14 protein-coding genes are annotated in these 17,256 nt (G+C 69.7%); 10 read left to right on the top strand and 4 right to left on the bottom strand.

From position 1 onward, the window contains the following. The first annotated feature begins 9 nt into the window (after positions 1 to 9). The 3 genes from PIR02_00835 to PIR02_00825 all read left to right on the top strand — a co-directional run bounded on the left by PIR02_00835 (position 10) and on the right by PIR02_00825 (position 3,406). Positions 10 to 1,248: a glycosyltransferase family 9 protein gene (locus PIR02_00835; GenBank protein WZH37218.1), complete on the top strand. Its 1,239-nt coding sequence runs from the start codon at positions 10 to 12 to the stop codon at positions 1,246 to 1,248. 63 nt (positions 1,249 to 1,311) lie between these two features. Further along, a complete protein-coding gene (rfaE2, locus tag PIR02_00830; GenBank protein ID WZH37217.1) occupies positions 1,312 to 2,796 on the top strand; it encodes a D-glycero-beta-D-manno-heptose 1-phosphate adenylyltransferase in 1,485 nt (494 codons plus the stop codon). Between the two features lie 28 nt (positions 2,797 to 2,824). Next, on the top strand, positions 2,825 to 3,406 hold the full coding sequence (locus tag PIR02_00825; GenBank protein WZH37216.1) for an SIS domain-containing protein: 582 nt from the start codon (positions 2,825 to 2,827) through the stop codon (positions 3,404 to 3,406). Here PIR02_00825 and PIR02_00820 read toward each other — a convergent pair. Beyond that, a complete protein-coding gene (locus tag PIR02_00820; GenBank protein WZH37215.1) occupies positions 3,391 to 3,996 on the bottom strand; it encodes an HAD-IIIA family hydrolase in 606 nt (201 codons plus the stop codon). The two genes, PIR02_00825 and PIR02_00820, sit on opposite strands and share 16 nt — an antisense overlap. Before the next feature lie 58 nt (positions 3,997 to 4,054). Between PIR02_00820 and PIR02_00815 the strand changes: the two genes are divergently transcribed. The 7 genes from PIR02_00815 (at position 4,055) to PIR02_00785 (ending at position 13,543) form a co-directional block, all read left to right on the top strand. Beyond that, positions 4,055 to 6,529, top strand: a complete 2,475-nt coding sequence (locus PIR02_00815; protein WZH37214.1) for a hypothetical protein — start codon at positions 4,055 to 4,057, stop codon at positions 6,527 to 6,529. A 71-nt stretch (positions 6,530 to 6,600) separates the two neighbouring features. After that, positions 6,601 to 7,149, top strand: a complete 549-nt coding sequence (locus PIR02_00810) for a hypothetical protein (protein ID WZH37213.1) — start codon at positions 6,601 to 6,603, stop codon at positions 7,147 to 7,149. After that, a complete protein-coding gene (locus PIR02_00805) occupies positions 7,146 to 9,821 on the top strand; it encodes a hypothetical protein (protein ID WZH37212.1) in 2,676 nt (891 codons plus the stop codon). The genes PIR02_00810 and PIR02_00805 overlap by 4 nt, the downstream gene beginning before the upstream one ends. Positions 9,822 to 10,043: 222 nt before the next feature. Beyond that, complete coding sequence (locus PIR02_00800; GenBank protein ID WZH37211.1) at positions 10,044 to 10,310, top strand: hypothetical protein; 267 nt, start codon at positions 10,044 to 10,046, stop codon at positions 10,308 to 10,310. Continuing rightward, complete coding sequence (locus PIR02_00795) at positions 10,307 to 11,431, top strand: glycosyltransferase (GenBank protein ID WZH37210.1); 1,125 nt, start codon at positions 10,307 to 10,309, stop codon at positions 11,429 to 11,431. Before PIR02_00800 ends, PIR02_00795 begins: the two co-directional genes overlap by 4 nt. Further along, entirely contained in the window at positions 11,428 to 12,663 is a 1,236-nt protein-coding gene (locus PIR02_00790; GenBank protein ID WZH37209.1) for an acyltransferase, read from the top strand. Before PIR02_00795 ends, PIR02_00790 begins: the two co-directional genes overlap by 4 nt. Before the next feature lie 16 nt (positions 12,664 to 12,679). Then, entirely contained in the window at positions 12,680 to 13,543 is an 864-nt protein-coding gene (locus tag PIR02_00785; protein ID WZH37208.1) for an NAD-dependent epimerase/dehydratase family protein, read from the top strand. Between the two features lie 106 nt (positions 13,544 to 13,649). On the opposite strand, the gene PIR02_00780 is transcribed toward PIR02_00785, so the two are convergent. The 3 genes from PIR02_00780 to PIR02_00770 are packed head-to-tail and all read right to left on the bottom strand — an operon-like array spanning position 13,650 to position 17,255. Then, the gene (locus tag PIR02_00780) at positions 13,650 to 14,879 is read right to left on the bottom strand and encodes an ABC transporter ATP-binding protein (GenBank protein WZH37207.1); all 1,230 of its coding nucleotides are present in this window, start codon (positions 14,877 to 14,879) and stop codon (positions 13,650 to 13,652) included. Between the two features lie 4 nt (positions 14,880 to 14,883). Beyond that, entirely contained in the window at positions 14,884 to 15,795 is a 912-nt protein-coding gene (locus PIR02_00775; GenBank protein ID WZH37206.1) for an ABC transporter permease, read from the bottom strand. Positions 15,796 to 15,845: 50 nt separating this feature from the next. After that, entirely contained in the window at positions 15,846 to 17,255 is a 1,410-nt protein-coding gene (locus PIR02_00770; GenBank protein ID WZH37205.1) for a bifunctional dTDP-4-dehydrorhamnose 3,5-epimerase family protein/NAD(P)-dependent oxidoreductase, read from the bottom strand. Between the last annotated feature and the right edge of the window lies 1 nt (position 17,256).

The following is a 17,256-nucleotide window of genomic DNA, read 5'->3' as shown; positions in this document are numbered from 1 at the left end:
CTCGATCCCGTGCGTTCTCTCCTCCGACGGGCCGTCTGGCAGATCAACGCGATCCGTCACCGCGACCCGCTCTCCCCGGCCGTGTTCGCCCGCCTCTTCGGGGCGCGTCGCCGCCGCTCCTGGGACCCGACGGTTCGACCGCGTCGCATCGTGGTGCTCCGCAGCGACGAGATCGGCGACACCACCACGACGCTCGCCCTCTTCGCCGCCATCCGCGCGCACTGGCCCGACGCGACGGTGCACTTCGTGCTCAAGCCCGGCCCTGCCACGATGTTCCACGCCACCCCGACGGTCGACCGCGTCATCGAGTGGACCCCCGTGACGGAGGGCTCCGCGCTCAAGCGGCAGATCCTCACCGCCCGGCAGGGGCTGCGCCGGTTCGGCCTCCGCGGCTACGACCTCGCGATCCTGCCGCGCTGGGACTTCGACGACACCCCCGTCCGATACTTGGCCGCCGCCTCGCGGGCGCGCTCGATCGTGGGCTTCGCTCCGGTCGTCGACCGCGAGCCGGTGTGGTTCGGGCCGCAGGATCAGCTCCTCACCGATGTCATTTCGCGCGGAACCACGCCGCGCCTCACGGTCGGTCAGTTGCGCCGCGTCGCGGAGTACCTCGGCCTGCCGTGGGAGGACCACCGCCTCCCGCCCGTCGGCCGCGGGCTGTTCGACGCCGCCGACCTCCGCTCCGCGACCGAGAAGGCGGCTCTCGGCGACACCGAGGGGATCATCGTCGGACTCGGCATCGGCGCGCGCGACGCGAAGCGCCAGTGGCCGGTCGACGACCTCGCCGAGGTGATGGAGCGCCTCGCCGCGCAGCGACCCGTCGCCGTACAGGTGCTCGGCGGCGGCGTCGACACCGCCCGCGCCGAGCAGCTCGTGGCGCTCCTCGAGGCCCGTGGCATCCGGGCCGTCGACCTCGCCGGGAAGCTCAGCCTGAGCGAGAGCGCCGCCGCCATCTCACGCTGCGATCTCTTCCTCGGCAACGACTCGGGTCTGCAGCACATCGCGAGCAGCCTCGAGGTGCCCACGGTCGTGGTGACCTGCCACCCCGCGACGGGCTCGCCGTGGAGCGACAACGCGCCCGAGCGCTTCGGACCGTGGTCGGCGCGCAGCGCCCTCCTGCAGCCCGCGCACCCGGCCGAGGGATGCGTCGACGAATGCGTCGCGAGTGAGGCGCACTGCATTCGCGCCGTCCGCCCCGACGAGGTGACCGAGGCGATCGAGGGGCTCCTCCGGGAACCGCTCGCCTGAGTCCGTTACGCTCGTTCGGTCCGACCGCCCGTCGGCTCGCTCGCCCCACGTCTGGAAGACACCATGTCAGCACTGCCGTCGATCACCCCGCAGCACATCCTCGGCTTCGAGGGCGCGCGGGTCGTCGTGATCGGCGACGCCATGCTCGACCGGTACGTCGCGGGCGCCGTGGATCGCATCTCTCCCGAGGCGCCCATCCCGGTCCTGCGCGTCCGGCAGGACCGCAGCGTCGCGGGAGGCGCGGCCAACGCCGCCATGAACATCGCCGCTCTCGGCATCCAGACGACTCTCGTGGCGGCCTGGGCCGACGACGAAGCGGGCCGTGAGCTGGAGCGTCTGCTCTCCGGAGCCGGGGTCGCCGCCGCGCCCGTCCGCCGTGGATCGTCGCCGACGATCGAGAAGCTGCGGGTCGTCGCGGGCATGCAGCAGATCGTCCGCGTGGATCGGGAAGACCTCACCCCGCTGGATGCCGTCGGCATCGACGCCGCCTTCGACGCGGTCCGCGCCGCCCTCGGCGACGACACGTCGCGCACCGCCCTCGTCGTCTCGGACTACGCCAAGGGTCTGCTCGGCGACGAGCTGGTGGCGCGCGTGATCGACCTGGCGCGGGAGCGCGGCATCCCGGTCATCGTCGACCCGAAGTCCAGCGACATCCGCAAGTACCGCGGCGCCACGATCGTCAAGCCGAACTTCGCCGAGGCGCTGCAGATGTCGGGCGTGCGTGCCGACGCCCCCGACGACGAGACCCTCGACGTCATCGCCGATCGCCTGCTGGTCGACGGTATCGGGGCGCTCGCCGTGTCGCTCTCGGCGGTCGGCGTCGAGGTCATCGAGACGACCTCCCGCACTCGCATCCCCACCCGCGCCCGGCTGGTCGCCGACGTCTCCGGCGCCGGTGACTCGATGATCGCCGGGATCGCTGCGGGCCTGGCCGCGGGACTCTCGACGCTGCAGGCCGTGCAGGTGGGAAACATGGCCGCGGGTATCGCGTGCGGGCGTCCCGGCACCGCCGTGGTGTCCAGCGCCGACCTGCTGAACGAGCTGCTCGTGGCCTCGTCGCCCGAAGAGCGTCCCGGCACGATCGAGGACTGGGACGAACTGGCTCAGCTCGTCGCCGTCGAGAAGGACGCCGGCAAGACCGTGGTGTTCGCCAACGGGGTCTTCGATCTCCTGCACGCGGGACACGTCGCCCTCCTGCGCGAGGCGCGTTCACTCGGCGACGTGCTCGTCGTGGGCGTCAACTCCGACGAGTCGACGGCGCGGTTGAAGGGCCCGACACGTCCGCTGCAGCCCCAGGCCGACCGCATGAGCGTGCTCGAGGCGGTGCGCTACGTCGACTTCGTGACCGTGTTCGGCGAGGACACCCCGCGCGAACTGATCCGTGCGATCCGCCCCGACGTCATCGTCAAGGGCTCCGACTACCGCCCCGACCAGGTCGTCGGCGGAGAGGATGCCAAAGCCTGGGGCGGTCGCGTCCACATCGTGAACCTGCTCGACGGGGTGTCGACCACGCGCCTGTCGCAGGGCCAGCAGGTGCGTCGGGGCTGAGGCCCGGGCCCCCGAGGAAGGAACCATCATGGGTGTTCTGCAGGAGAACCTGCTCGACAATGCGCGCCGCATGTCGGCGCTCGCCGACGACGCCGCGTTCGGCGCCGCTTTCGATCGCGCCGCCGAGGCGATGGTCAGCTCCCTGCGTCAGGGGGGCACCCTCCTCGCGTGCGGCAACGGCGGCTCGATGACGAACGCGCAGCACTTCGCCGAGGAGCTCACCGGACGTTTCCGGGGCAACCGCCCGCCGCTGCGGGCCATGGCGATCTCCGACCCCTCGCATCTCACGTGCGTCGCGAACGACTACGGCTACGAGTTCGTCTTCTCCAAATTCGTCGAGGCCTTCGCCCGGCCCGGCGACGTCCTCCTCGCGCTGTCGACCAGCGGGAAGTCCCCCAACGTCCTCCGCGCCGCCGAGGCGATGAAAGCTGCGGGTGGCATCGTGGTGGCGTCGTCGGCGACGGCGGACTCGCCGCTCGGCCAGGTCGCCGACGTCACGATCGCCCTCGGCACCAGCCGGTGGGCCGACCGCGTGCAGGAGTCCGAGCTCGTCGTGATCCACTCGCTCATGCAGGCGATCGAAGACGCGTTCGGTTACTCCGCGGAGTGAGCTGAAGCCGGCTTGAGCAGGGGCGCGAGCGCCGCGGCGAAATCCGCGAGGCTGCGGAACGTGAGGTCGGCTGCCGGGTCGTCGTGGGGAGCGATCCGCACGGTCGCGCCGCCGCCGGTCGCTGCGGCGAGGCGACGCCCCATCTCGATGTCGGCGGGGGTGTCGCCGACCATCACCGACAGTGCTCCGTCGATCTCCGGGTGACGCTCGAGGTCGTCCAGCGCCATACCCGGGCGGGGCTTGCGGCACGGGCAGTCGTCGGCGTCGAGATGGGGGCAGAACCGGATGCCGTCGAGGCGACCGCCCGCCTCGACGATGTGGTGCGTCATCCGCGTGTGGAGGGCGGCGAGATCGTCCGCGGTCATGAGCTTCTTGCCGATGCCCTGCTGGTTCGTCACCAGCACGATGCGCGGTGCCCAGCGGGCGAGGGTCGGCAGAGCGGAGAGGACCCCGGGCTCGAAGTGGAACTCGTCCCAGGTGCGGACGTAGCCACCCATGATCCGCGTGTTGACGACGCCGTCGCGATCGAGGAAGAGCGTCCACGGCCGCTCGGCACGTTCGGCGACCACCCGGGCCAGACGAGAATTCACCCGACGACGCTAGCAGTGCCTCCCGGGAGCGGGGACCGAGGGGCGCTACGTTGACCGCATGGCCTCTCGGGTTTTTCACAGCTTCGTCGCTGTCGCCGTCATCCTGACCTCTCTGACGGGGACGACCGCGGCGTCCGCGCTCGAGCCGCGCCCGACACCCCCGGCGCCGGTCGACTCCGCGCGCGTCGACATCGCCCCGGGAGGCGGCGCCGCCACGACGGGTGCGCTGGTCGAGGTCACCGACCTCCCGGGGACGACGGGGTCGTCGTTCTTCGTGCGTGATGACGCGGGCGAGACCACCGCCGTCGATGCCGACGCGGTCGAGAAGGTCGGAGCGGTCGCCGGCGACCGGGTTCAGATCGCCGGGGGAGAGCTCACCGTGACCTCCGAGGTCGAGCCCGCCGCCGCGGGGCTCGCGCACAGCGTCGACGTCGTCCTCGTGACGGTGCGCATGCCCGCGGCCAACGGTCGGCCCGCGTACGAGGCGCGGCCGCAGGCATCGGCGGACACGGCGGGGACGTGGATCTCCTACGCCTCCGAGTACCTCCGGCAGGCCAGCAATGGTCGCGTGGCCTCCATCTCTCTCGGCGCGCGGGCGGCGATCACCACCGCGGGGAGCTGCCGGCTCGATCTCGCCGGCTCATCGGGAGATCTGTCGGTCTGGAACGAGGCGGCGCGTGCCATCCGTCCCGGGCAGACCGCCGCCAGCTACGAGAACAGCGGCGGGCGTCACCTGCTCGTGGTGTTCCCCGAGGACTGCGCGGACGCGTGGGAGGGGTCGGTGGGAATCGCCAACGTCGGGAGCGACCTCGCCTACGGCGGGAACATCGCCCTCCTGGACGGCGGACGCGGCCAACGTCAGATCTTCCTGCACGAGTTCGGCCACAACCTCAGCCTCCGACACGCCGACACCTACGCGTGCCTTCCGCTGCAGCGTCACTGGGAGGGCAACGAGGACTGCGGCTTCACCCCATACGCCGACATCTACGATCCGATGGGTCTCGTCATCGACGCCGACGTCGAGTCGCCCCTGTTCAACGCCGCGCACCGCAACGCGCTCGGTGGATACCCGCAGGGTGCGCTCGTGACGGTCGAGCAGAACGCCACCGCATCTGTCACTCTGCGCCCGGCGTCGTCGTCGAGCGGGACGCTCGGGGTCAAGATCCGCGATTCCAACGGCTGGGACTACTACCTCGACCTGCGCAACGGCCGCGGTTCGTACGAGAGCGGGGCGTACTACGCCCGCGGGAACGGCTGCGACATCACCGGACTGTGTCCGCGCGACTTCGGCGTTCGTGTCACCCAGCAGCACTCGAAGAGCACGCAGTCGTTCGCCGTCGCGAGCGCGCAGGAAGACGGTGACGGCTACTCGCTGGTCGCGGGGGATTGGTTCTCGTCGTCCGAAGGGACCACCTGCAACATCTGGCTCTCCATCGACGACATGCCGACCGACAGCGGCGGTCGTCCGACAGCGGCCACGGTGACCATCCGTACCGGCGACAAGGCCCCCGCGTGCGGGACGAGCCCCGACGGCGTCCACCCCTGGTTCCAGGCGAAGTACAAGGAGCTCGGCGGGGCTTCCGGTCGTCTCGGCAAGCCCGTGGGCGGTCTGGTGTGCCAGTCCTCGGCCTGCTGGCAGGAGTTCGAGGGCGGCGTGCTGACCTCCGACGGATCGCAGATCGTCATGCTGTCCACCGCCTACGTCACCACCTGGCTCGCCAACGGCGGCCCCGACGGTGCGCTCGGTCTCGTCGCGGGACCGGAATCGTGTTTCGGCACCTATTGCGCGACGCCGTTCTCCGGGGGCGCGATCACCTGGGTCCCCGGTCAGGGCGTCACGGCGGTGCCGATTCACCCCTGGTTCCAGGCGAAGTGGCGCGAACTCCGCGGCATCACCGGGTCGATCGGCACACCGACGGAGCCGATGCGGTGCCAGTCCTCCTCGTGCTGGCAGCAGTTCACCGGCGGAGTGCTCACCTCCGACGGCCGGCAGATCGTGCGTCTGTCCTCCGCCTACGTCACGACGTGGACAGCGTGGGGAGGGCCGGATGGCGACCTGGGACTGGTCGCGGGCGGCGAGTCGTGCTTCGGCACGTACTGCCAGGCCTCCTTCGTCGGCGGCGTGATCGTCTGGGTCCCCGACAGCGGTGTCTTCCCGGTGGCGAAGAAGTGGTTCTACCCCGCGTGGATCGCCCGGGGCGGGGCATCGGGCTCGCTCGGACTCCCCACGGATGCCATGAAGTGCCAGTCCGCGGCGTGCTACCAGGTCTTCCGGAAGGGCACGCTGACCTCGTCGACGTCGGGCGTGGTGTCCCTCTCGTCCGCATACGTGTCGATGTGGCTCGCTGCGGGTGGTCCCGATGGTCGCCTCGGCCTGATCACGGGACCGGAGGTCTGCGCGGGCTCGTTCTGCCAGGTGTCCTTCCAGCACGGGCTCATGGTGTGGCAGCCCGGCTCGGGGGTGCGGATCCTCACGGGGAACGACGCCGACGAGTGGCGACGCACCCATCCCATCAACGGGACTGCGCGATGACCGCGCGCGGGGCGCGTCCGGAAAGTCCGTGTCAGAGGGGCATTTTCCCCCGTTCCGGTGATACTGGAGGGGTGAATGAACGATCCGGCCGATCGCCGAAGATCCCCGGGCGGGCCCGCTCCCGCGCGAGAGTGCTCCAGGGCGCCCTCGTGTCGGTCGCTCTCGTCGCGGCTCTGACCGCCTGCGCGTCGCGTCCGGGATCGGCCTCGACCGAGACGCCCACCGCGGAGCCGACGCCGACCGCGTCGGCATCCGTCTCGCCCACCCCGGCTCCGACTCCCACGCCCACGGCCACCGACGAGGTGCAGCCCGAGCCCGTGGCGACGGAGGCGGGCCCGGCCTCTGTCACGATCGTCAACGTCGGGGCCGACGGGCAGAACATCTCGGCGTCGGGGCTCGTGACGGGGATCGTCGAATCGGGGGGCGTCTGCACCCTGACCGCGACGTCGGTCACCGGACGCGTGCTCACCGGGTCGGTCGACGCGGTGTCCACCCCGGCTGCCGTCAACTGCGGGATCATCGACATCCCCGCGCCCGCTGGGGAGTGGTCGGTTGTCCTGGAGTACCGCTCCACCGCGACGTCGGCCGTCTCCGAGCCCGTCACGGTCTCCCAGCCGTGACGTTCGCCCCCGCCCGAGCGCGGTTCTCCTGGATGCTGGCGGCGCTCGCATCCGTCGCGCTCGTGCTCGGGATCCTCCCCGTTCTCGCTCCTGTCGCCGCTCCGGCTGCCGTGGCCGCCGACGCCCGGGACTTCCAGGACGGCTTCCTGATCTCGGACGACAACTTCTTCGACGCCGGGTCCATGACCGCGTCCGACATCCAGAGCTTCCTCAACTCCAAGGTCACATCCTGCCGCGGAGACGAGGGGATGCCATGCCTCAAGGACTACGTCGCGCAGTCGACGCCGTCGCTGGGGGCGGACTCCTACTGCAAGGCGTTCGGCGGGGGCACCATGAACGCCGCTCGCCTGATCGCCGAGGTCTCGCAGGCGTGCGGGATCAGCCCCAAGGTCATCCTGGTCATGCTCCAGAAGGAGCAGGCCCTGATCACCGACCCCGCCCCGTCGCCGTACCAGTACCGCGCCGCGCTCGGTCAGGGGTGCCCGGACGGCGCGGAGTGCGACCCGAAGTTCGCCGGATTCTTCTACCAGGTGTACGGGGCAGCGCGTCAGTTCCAGATCTACGTGAAGAACCCGCGCTGGTTCAGCTACCAGCTGGGCTGGAACAACATCCTGTACCAGGCGACCCCTCCCGACAACGACCGCGTGTGCGGGACCAAGCGCGTGAACATCAAGAACGATGCCACGCGCGCGCTGTACATCTACACGCCGTACACCCCGAACCAGGCGGCCCTGGACAACCTCTACGGCACGGGTGACTTCTGCTCCGCCTACGGCAACCGCAACTTCTGGCGGCTGTACTCCGACTGGTTCGGAAGCCCCACGGCATCCGCGGTCACCGGTGAGTACGCGAAGGTCTGGGCGTCCCTCGGCGGAGCGAGCGGCCTGCTGGGCTCGCCGACCTCGACCGAGCAGTGCTTCGGTCGGTACTGCCAGCAGTCGTTCCGCAACGGCACGATCTTCTGGTTCCCGGGACGCGGGGTGTTCGGGGTTCCCACGGTCATCGAGTCGATGTGGCGCAACCTCGGATTCATCGACGGCGCGGTCGGTCGCCCCACCGGGGTCGTGGTCTGCCAGGGCGATCTCACGTGCACACAGTCGTTCGACGGCGGCGTGATGGCCGCCGACCGCACCGGCGGGAACCTCGTCGGCCGTCACGTCGAGGGGGTCTGGGCGTCGTCGGGCGGCATCGACCTCGGTGCGGCTCGTGGTCCGGAGGTCTGCAACGGCTCGCAGTGCGCCCAGATGTTCGCTCGCGGAGCGCTCTTCTCGGGCGGGTCGGCGACCGCCGTGACCGAACCGATCTTCAGCGCGTGGGTCGCCGCCGGAGCCAGTGGCGGCTCGCTCGGTTTCCCCCAGTCCAACGCGTCCTGCGTCACGGCCGGATGCACCCAGCGCTTCTCGGGAGGCCTCATCGCCTCCGCGGGTCGCGACAGTGCCCAGGTCGTGCCCGAACCGATCGCGACGAAGTACCTTCGTGCCGGCGGACCCGCCGGTGTCGGCGGTCCTGCCGGACCCCAGGTCTGCGACTCCTCCGGCGCATGCAGCCAGCGCTTCGGCACGGCGCGCATCGACACGTCGTCCCGGGGGACGTTCATCACGACGAAGTGGTTCTTCGACGCGTGGTCGGCTGCCGGCTTCGAGAAGGGGCGACTCGGCCGGCCGCTCGCCGACATGTCCTGCGTCCCGGCGACCTGCTTCCAGCGCTTCGACGGAGGTACGCTGTCGGGCTCGCCGTCGGGGGCCGTGCTCGCGGTGTACGGGGCCTATCGCGATCTGTGGGCGAACGCCGGAGGTCCGACGGGCTCTCTCGGACTCCCCACCGGTTCCGAATCGTGCAACGGGCTCAACTGTGCGCAGTCCTTCCAGGGCGGCGTGATCGGATGGAACCCGAAGAACGGTGCGGTCGCCGTGACCGGACGCTATCTGACGGCCTGGCAGGCACAGGGCGCGGGCGGGGGTCGACTCGGGGGACCGCGATCGCGGCCCGTGTGTGCGAGCGGTATCTGCAGCCAGGCCTTCCAGACCGGTGTGCTCACAACCGCTCCCTCGGGCGCCCTCGTGGCGGTGGCGGGAGAGTACCAAAGCGTGTGGAACCGCGCGGGCGGGGCGAAGGGGCAGCTGGGCCGTCCGCTGAGCGACGAGACGTGCAACGGCCGCAGCTGTTCGCAGACGTTCCAGAACGGCGTGATCGTATGGACCCCGGGCTCCCGCGCGGTGATCGTGTCGGGCTGGTTCCTGGGGCCGTGGCAGGCCGCCGGAGCGGAGAACGGGCGCCTCGGCGCCCCGACCGCCGCCATGGTCTGCCTCCCGGTGACCTGCTACCAGGCGTTCCAGGGGGGAACCCTCACCGGCTCGCCTTCCGGCATCCTTCCCGTCTACGGGGCCTACCGCGACGTCTGGATGAGTGCGGGAGGGCCCGCGGGATCGCTCGGTCTCCCCACCCGCGCGGAGTCCTGCTTCGGTGCGTACTGCCGTCTGCCCTTCGAGCGGGGCACGATCATCTGGCGTCCCTCGGCCGGGGCCTTGGCGATCGCGCCGCCGGTCTTCGCCGCGTGGGACGCCGCCGGGGGCGTGACCGGACGCTACGGTCTGCCCGTGGCGAAGGCCGTCAAGAGCGGTGGCAAGGTGACGCAGAAGTTCGAGCGGGGCACCGTATCGGTCGCCGGGTGAACTCTCGCCGACGCGGCGGGGCGACGGGCGCGAGCGCCAGGATGCGCTCACGGGGGGATGCTAATCTACGACACGATGTGGATGAAGGATCCGGTTCCCCTCCACCGCCGTTTTTCGGCAGGCCCATCGTGAACGTTCCCGGCCACCGAGTCGGCATGCCCTTCGTCGCGGCCCTGTGCCGCGCCGGGGTCGTGCCCAGAGAATCAGAGAGAGGTGTTGGCCATGGGGAAGAACCCGGAGCTGACCGCCGAAGCCGTTGACGCGGTGTCACTCGAGCGTGCGCTGCAGGATGCCGAGGTCGCCAACCGACGTGTGATCGAACTGACTCGAGGCCTTCTCGAACGTGAGGAGCAGATCGCCAAGCTGCAGATCGAGATCGTCTCGCTCAAGCAGCTCCTCGACCCCCGCCGCAAGATGGAGCATGTGTTCCGCAAGAACCACGCCCTCTACGTCGTGGCGCGCCGGGCGCGAAGGATGATGGGGCAGTGACCGCGGCGACGCCCCGGATTCTGCTCGCCGTCACCTTCTACAACGGACGAGACTTCGCGCGCCGGACGTTCGAGTCCATCGCGCACCTCGATCACGACGGCTTCGACCTCGACGTGCTGGTGCTCGACGACTGCAGCCCCGAGCCGGGCTTCAGCGAGTACCTCGCCGAGCTCGCCGCCGAGTTCGGCGCCGTCTTCTACCGGTCGCCGCGCAACCAGGGGATCCCGCGCAACGTCAACCTCGGGCTCGCGACGGCTCAGCGGCTCGGCTACGACTACGTCATCATCTCGAACTCCGACGTGATCTACTCGCGGAACTCCGTCAAGGTGCTCCTCGACGTGGTGTCCGCGTCGCCCGCCGCGGCCTCTGTGACCGCGTGGTCGACGAACGTCGATCCGTACTCTCTCCCCAACGGAACCGAGCTCTACACCGAGACGCCCGAGGTCGCCGACCTCATCGGCGAGGCGCTCTCGGCCGAGTTCGCCTCCGAGGCGCTCGAGATCCCCGCGGGTATCTCGTTCGCGATGATCGTGCCCGTCGCCGTGCTCCCCACCGTGGGGCTCATGGACCCCGTCTTCGGCCGCGGCTACGGGGAAGAGTCCGACTGGTCCGCCCGCGCGTCCAACGCCGGCTACCAGCACCTGCTCGCCCAGGGAGCGTTCGTCTACCACGCGGGACGCGGGTCGACGCTCGCCGCCGGCGTCATCGCGCAGAGCGACATCGCCGACTGGAGCAACCAGCACATCGTCAATCATCGCTCGCCGATGTTCCGGTGGAGCGTCGACGGCTTCCTGCGGTCGGGCGTTCTCGAGCAGGCCCAGATCCGTGCGGTCGCCGCTCTCATCCTCGAGGCTGCCGCACGCGGAGGGTACGCGGTCGTCGATCCCACCCTCGACTGGATCGATCAGGATCCGAGCGTCGTCACCGTCGCGATCCGCTCGCAGGCGTACGAGATGTGCACCGCGCACTGGAACGGGTTCACGGTCGAGATCGACACCGACACCCTCGACGTGCTCGCGGCGATCCGCAACTTCTTCTCCGGTGCCGAGCCGATCTACACGAACATCCCGGCCGCGACGTGGGAGGGTGCCGAGGAATTCGGTTATCCCCTCGGCGTGTGATCGCAGTGCGCAGTCTGGGAGAGGTGTTCGATCCGCGTCACAACTCCATCGGGTTCCTCCGATGGGCGATGGCCTTCATGGTGATCTTCTCGCACGCGGGCCCGATCGCGGGCATCTTCGGCGGCGTCGACATCGGCGCGCAATGGGGAGCCGAGACCTCGCTCGGCGGTGTCGCCGTCACGGGGTTCTTCTTCCTCTCCGGCATGCTGATCACGCGGAGCATGATGCGATCGCGGTCGCCCTTCCGCTACCTGTGGCACCGCGTCGCGCGCATCTATCCGGCGTGGTTCCTCATCCTCGTGGTGACCGCGTTCCTGTTCGCCCCCCTCGCCTGGCACCACTCCCAGGGCACCTTCCAGGGCTTCCTCTCGTTCCCCGACAACTCGCCGTGGGACTACGTGGCGAACAACTTCACCCTCGTCCTGAACCAGTGGGCGATCGCCGGGACCGGAGGGAGCACCCACGCCGTCCAGGTGGGGTACAACACGTGGAACGGCTCCGCGTGGACCCTGATGTACGAGTTCGCCTGCTACCTCGGTGTCTTGGTCCTCGGGGTCATCGGGGCCCTGCGCGCGCGCATCGTCGGGGCCATCGTGGCGGGCGGCATCCTCGTGCTGAGCACGTTCCAGGCTTTGCACGTCGGTGACCTCGGGTCGATCATCCAGACGCTGTCCAACCCGCAGGTGCTGCAGCTCGCAGCCCCGTTCGCCTTCGGCACGCTCGTGCAGCTGTACATCGAGAAGGTGCCGTTCGACGATCGCCTCGGGATCGCGATGCTCGTCATCGCGGCGTTGTGCTGGTGGCGCGGCGGCTGGTTCCTCTTCGGGCAGTACGCGTTCGCGTACGGATTGATCTGGTTCGGCACGCGCGTGACCGCGCTCTCGCGGTGGGACCGCCACGCCGACCTGTCGTACGGCATCTACATCGCAGGCTGGCCGGTCATGTTCCTCGCCGCCGAGTACGGTCTCCCCGAGCGGGCGGGCGCCTTCGTGTACCTGCTCGTCGTGATCGTCGCTGTGCACCTCTACGCCTACGTCAGTTACATGCTGTTCGAGAAGCCGGCGCTCGATCTGAAGAACTGGATGCCACGATGGCTGGCGCGTGTCCTGCGCGTCGATCCCGTGGCTCCGAGCGGCGGAGGCACCGGGCTGCTCGTGCGCACACGATTCATCCCCCTCGTCCTGCTGCTCCTCGTCACGGCGGCCCTGATCGTCATCGGCGTCGTACGGTAGAGCCCAGGAGGTCGTCGTGAGCAAGATCGTCGTCATCACCGGTGCAGGGGGATACGTCGGGCGGCATGTCACCCGCGCGGTCGTCGAGCTGGGCTACGAGGCCGTCGCCATCGTGCGGCATCGCCGCGAGGGAGACCTCGACCCCGCGGCGCGCGTCATCGAAGCCGACGTGCTCGATCCTTCGTTCGCCGTCTCCGACGTCGTTCCGGTGGATCGCATCGAGGCGGTCATCCACCTGGCGTGGCAGGACGGCTTCGTGCACAACGCCCCCTCTCACCTCGAACGCCTGTCGGACCACTACCGGTTCCTCACGGGGCTCGTGGAGGCCGGGGTGACGCGTATCGCCGCTCTGGGGTCGATGCACGAGATCGGTTACTGGGAGGGGGCGGTGACGGCCGAGACCCCGACGAACCCCGTGACCCTGTACGGCATCGCCAAAGACGCTCTCCGTCGCTCCGCCACGCTGACGATCGGGGACCGCGCGCAGTTCGTCTGGCTCCGCGCTTACTACATCCTCGGCGACGACCGCCGGAACCGCTCGATCTTCGCCAAGCTCCTCGAAGCGGCCGATCGCGGGGACACCTCGTTCCCCTTCACCACGGGTCGAACGCTCTACGACTTCATCGACGTCGCCGAACTCGGACGCCAGATCGCCGTTGCGGCGACCGCGGACGGTGTCACCGGGATCGTGAACGTGGCATCGGGGGAGCCGGAGTCTCTGGCGAGCCGCGTCGAGCGCTTCATCGCCGAGAACGGTCTCCACGTCGCGCTGCAGTACGGGGCCTTCCCCGATCGTCCGTACGACTCACCGGGCATCTGGGGCGAGGCGACGACGATCACCGCCCTCATGGCGGGGTCGCCCTTCTCCGCTCGCGGCTGAGGCTCTCGGCCCACCCATCCGGTCAGGGCCCGGTGGTCGTGGTCTGCTGCGCGGCACGGTCTGAGAACGTCACGCCCGCCTGCCCGTGGGGGCGCGGGAGAGCGGGTCAGCGGGCTCCGCTCGTCGACCCTTCGACGTCGATGCGCAGGTAACCGGTGGCGCGGGGGTCGAACTCGACGTTGAACGAGGTGGCCTGCATGATGTTGTGCAGGTCGTTGCCGTGCCCGTCGATGAGGGTGGCGTTGACGAAGTACTTGCCGCCGGCGAGCGGCGGGTCCTTCAGCACGAACGAGACCTCTGTCTCACCCTTCATCGGGTCGACGGGGGTCTTGAGCCAGTCGGTACCCGTGACGAACATCTTGTGGCCCATGTGGTCGTCGATCTGGATGCGGCATCCCCACTCGTTCAGCTGCTCGGAGGCGAGTGTCAGCCGGACCTCGAGGTCGTCGCCGGGTTGCAGGGGTTGTCCGGGCGCCCGGCCCGCGACGACCGCGCTGACGCTGCGGACGGACCCCTGCGGACGGGGGACGCCGGGTTCGGCGGCGTCGCGCTCGGCGACCCGGCGCTCCTCGAGCAGGTCGCGGAAGCGGGCGACGGCCGTGGAAGGGGCGCCGTCGAAGAGGACCTCACCCTGGTGCAGGAGTACGGCGCGACCGCACAGCTCGACCACCTGATCGAGGGAGTGCGTCACGAGGATGATCGTGCGCCCCTCTTTCTGGAAGTCGCGGATGCGATCCATGCACTTGCGCTGGAACGCTTCGTCGCCGACGGCGAGCACCTCGTCCACGAGCAGGACGTCGGGGTCGGTGTGCACGGCGACCGCGAAGGCGAGGCGCACGTACATGCCCGAGGAGTAGAACTTCACCTGGGTGTCGATGAAGTCGCCGATCGAGGCGAACGCGACGATGTCGTCGAACTGCGCCTCGGTCTCTTCTCGGCTGAGGCCGAGCACGGAGGCGTTGAGGAAGACGTTCTCGCGGCCGGTGAGGTCGGGGTGGAACCCGGCACCCAACTCGAGCAGAGCGGCCAGGCGACCGCGTTCTTCGACGGTTCCCGAGGTCGGGTCGACGATGCCGCCGATGACCTTCAGCAGCGTGCTCTTGCCGGAGCCGTTGTGGCCGATCAGGCCGATCGTCTCGCCCGCGTAGATGTCGAGGTCGACGTTGCGCAGCGCCCAGAACTCCTTCTTGTGGCGGCGTCCGGCGCGGCCGAGCGTTACGACGCGCTCCTTGATGGAGGAGTCCTTGCGGATCGTGAACTTCTTCGAGACGCCGCGGATGCGGGCGACCTCGGGGCGCGGGGCACTCTCCGAGGGCAGGACGGGGGGCGTGGACATGGGGTCAGAGCTCCTGGGCGAAGTTGCCCTGCAGGCGGATGAAGACGCGGTGGCAGATGAGCAGCAGCACGACGCCGATCGCGCCGGCGATGCCCATGCGCATGAGGAGGTCGGCGGGCCACTCCGCGGTGTCGCCGGCGACCCAGAACGCGCGCTGGAAGCCGAGGACGGCGAGGGTGAGGGGGTTGTTCGTGTACACGTCGAGGACGAGCTGGGACGGAATCAGGGTCTTGGCCATCTGCCACGAGTAGACGATCGGACTCGCCCAGAAGAGCAGCATCGTGATCACCTCGACGAGGTACTGCACGTCGCGGAGGTAGACGTTCACCGCGCTGAACAGCAGCGCGAACGCCGTGCCGTACACGACGATCAACAGGACAGCGGGGACCGCGTACGCGAGCTGGAGGTGCAGTGGCGGCTTCGCGACGAGCAGCGTGGCGCCGATCAGCACGATCAGCTGGATGCCGAAGTTGAACAGGGCCGAGCCCACGCTCGAGAGGGGGAACACCTCACGGGGGAGGTACACCTTCTTGACGAGGCCCGCATTGGTGAGCACCGAGCCGGTTCCGCCGACGACGATCTCGGTGAACAGACCGATCGCGGACAGGCCCGCGAAGACGTAGACCGCGAAGTCGGGGATGCTCTTCGCCGCCTGCAGGAACTGACCCATGACGACGAAGTAGACGGCCAGCTGGATCAGCGGGCGGATGAGCGACCAGAAGAACCCCAGCGTGGAGTCTTTGTAGCGCGCCTTCAGGTCACGGCGGACGAGGAGGCCCAGCATCTCGCGGTGGGAGAAGATCGCGCGGACCGCTCCCCACCACGCTCCGGAACCGCTGACGGCGCCGACCGGCTTGAGCGGGGTCGCCGCCAGCCGCTGCAGGCGAAGCGTAGCCTCTTCATTTGCGCGTGACATCGCCTCCGATCCTACCGTGCGGGTTCCTGGGAGCCGCCGGAGGTGGGCCCTCAGCCGCGGGAGGACGCGAGGTACTCGGCGAGCCGCTGCTGCCAGGTGACGTCGAGCGCCGCGGTCTCCAGCACGCTGTTGCGCGGGCGCGGTGCGACAGGACCGGTCGAGCCGGCGTCGTACTCGTCGGTGGTCACCCCGGTGATGCGGTCGGGGTCGTGTCCGGTCAGCGCGAACACCTCGCGTGCGACGTCGTACCAGCTGGCCGGCTCGCCCGCGCTGGTGATGTTGTGGACGCCATACGGCGCCCGGGACTCGAGGAGGCGACGGATGCTCGCGGCGATGTCGGATGCCAGGGTGAGACGGCCCACCTGGTCGGTCACGACGCGCGGGTCGACGCCCCTTTCGGCGAGGTCGACCATCGTGCGGACGAAGTTGTGCCCGTCGCCGATCACCCAGCTGGTGCGGACGATGTAGTGGCGGGGGACGACGGAGACGATCGCGTCGCCGGCCGCCTTCGTCTGCGCGTAGACGCCCAGGGGGGACACCCGGTCGTCCTCGGTGTACGCGCCGTCTTTCGCACCGTCGAAGACGTAGTCGCTCGAGATGTGCACGAGGGTGATGCCGTTCGCCGTGGCGATGCGGCTGAGCGCGGCGACCGCGGTGACGTTGGCCGCCCACGCCTCGGTACGGCCCTCGGCCGTCTCGGCGGCGTCGACCTTGGTGTACGCCGAGGCGTTGACGATCGTGCGATAGTCGCGCCAGCGGCGGGCGGCATCCAGATCCGGGGAGGTCAGGTCGAGGTCGTCGCGAGAGGCGTACTCGATCCACGGGTGCTCGCCGAACTCCGCGCGCAGCGCCCGGCCGAGCTGTCCGCCCGCGCCGGTGACGAGGATCTTCGCCGGGGGCATGGGGACGACGTCGGCGAGGCGCGGATGCTGGAGGTCTTTCGCGCTGATCTCGACCGAGTCCAGGGGGATGGGCCAGGCGATGGCCGCGGTCTCGTCAGCGAGGTTGAGGAACGTGTATGTCGCGTCGGGCGACCAGTGGTCGTTGACGAGATAGGTGTAAGCGGTGTCGGGCTCGAGCGTCTGGTACGAGTTGCCGACGCCGCGCGGCACGAAGATCGCCGTCGACGGGTCGAGTTCGGCGGTGAAGACCGCGCCGAAGGTGTCGCCCTCGCGGAGGTCCACCCACGCACCGAAGATACGGCCCGTGGCGACGGAGACGTACTTGTCCCAGGGCTCGGCGTGGATGCCACGGGTGGTGCCCACCGCGTCGTTGAACGAGATGTTGTTCTGCACCGGACCGAAGTCGGGGAGATCGACCCCGGCGGCGACCATCTTCTCGCGCTGCCAGTTCTCCTTGAACCACCCCCGCGCGTCGCCGTGCACGGGCAGATCGATCAGGATCAGCCCGGGAATGGGGGTCGCGCGCGCGCGGAGCGCCTTGCCGAACTCGATGCTCACG

It is taken from the genome of Microbacterium enclense, from assembly GCA_038182865.1.
Lineage (GTDB): Bacteria > Actinomycetota > Actinomycetes > Actinomycetales > Microbacteriaceae > Microbacterium > Microbacterium enclense_B.
This window is presented reverse-complemented; position numbering and strand designations above follow the sequence as displayed.